1 protein-coding gene is annotated in these 876 nt (G+C 56.7%); it reads left to right on the top strand.

What is annotated here, in order from left to right:
- The coding region (hflX, locus tag AC1D0Z_RS23130; RefSeq protein WP_477660466.1) for a GTPase HflX at positions 1-720 on the top strand (720 nt) is incomplete at its 5' end.
- Between the last annotated feature and the right edge of the window lie 156 nt (positions 721-876).

The raw sequence follows: 876 nt of genomic DNA, 5'->3' as shown, positions 1-876 counted from the left end.
GTGCGGGGTGGTCCCGGTGAAAAGCAGATCGAGCTCGACAAGCGCATGATTGGTGATGCCATCAAGCGGACCAAAGAGCGCCTTCAAAAGGTAAAGAAGCAGCGCCAAACGCAGCGCAAGCAGCGCGAACGCCGCAATTCCTTCACAATTTCTCTCGTGGGCTATACCAACGCAGGGAAATCCACGCTCTTCAACGCGCTGGTCAAAGCGCGAGCCTATGCTGCCGACCAGTTGTTCGCCACGCTCGACACCACCACGAGGCAGCTCTATCTGGGTGACTCCGCCCGCTCCGTGTCCTTATCGGACACTGTGGGTTTTATACGCGACTTGCCGCACGGCCTGATAGATGCCTTCGCCGCGACCTTGCAGGAAGCGGCGGACGCTGATTTATTACTGCATGTGGTGGATGGCGCCAACCCTGATTATCTGGAGCAGATAGAGCAGGTTCAGCGCGTTCTTTCTGAGATTGGCGCGGCAGATGTCCCGCAAATACTCGTGTTCAACAAACTGGACGCTATTGAAAAGGCCAGCTTCCCCCTGCATTTGAAAGACATGTTCGAACTCAGGGACGCGTTTGAGGGCTCAAGCCACAGCGTTGAACGGGTGTTCGTGAGTGCACAAACAGGCGAAGGCCTGCCGCTTCTGCGGGCGTTGCTGGCTGCCTATGCCGCCAATCCGCCGGCCGACGAAATCCCCCAAACTGCCGAGGACCTTGTCTGATATGGCGATTTCATTAGGCACAATGTCGGTGTAATGAAAAAAAGTGAGTTTGATCCCATGAATCTGAACCCCGTGCTGCAGACCTTGACGAGCTTGCCAGGCCGGCTCAAGCAACGCGCCCAAGGCATGTTCAACCTCAACGATCCGCGCTGGGGC

This window comes from Polaromonas sp. P1_E3 (assembly GCF_056405935.1).
Note: the sequence above shows the minus strand (reverse complement) of the source record. Positions and strands in the feature narration are given on the sequence as shown.